At 49.0% G+C, this 361-nt stretch carries 1 protein-coding gene; it reads left to right on the top strand.

Going from position 1 to position 361, the window contains the following annotated elements:
- Positions 1-352: NPP1 family protein (locus FS628_RS30195; protein ID WP_186328024.1), on the top strand; the 352-nt coding region annotated here is incomplete at its 5' end.
- Between the last annotated feature and the right edge of the window lie 9 nt (positions 353-361).

Below are 361 nucleotides of genomic sequence, written 5' to 3' on the forward strand. Positions count from 1 at the left end.
GGGGGATGGTCATGATTGGGAAGGAATGGTTGTGTGGGTGGATAATGGGGGAGCGGGGAATGGTGAAATGGTTTGGATTGGTTACTGGGGTGAGGGGCAGTTGAGAAAGGTGAGAGGGAGGAATAGGAATAGTGAAGAGAAGAATGCGTTGATTTGGTATAATAGTAGCTGGCGGGTGAACGATGAGGTTGGGGTTAGGAGGGGTGTTGGGGGAAGTGAGGCTTTAATGGGATGGGAGGATGTGAGTGGTGGAGGGCGTAATGGGGTGAAGACGAGGGAGTTTGGGAGTGGGAAGGTGGGTATGAAGGATAAGAATTTGACGAAGAATGTGAAGAAAGGGTGGTTTAGATAAAAAAAGAAA

Source organism: Paenibacillus xylanexedens (assembly GCF_007676705.1).
GTDB lineage: Bacteria > Bacillota > Bacilli > Paenibacillales > Paenibacillaceae > Paenibacillus > Paenibacillus xylanexedens_C.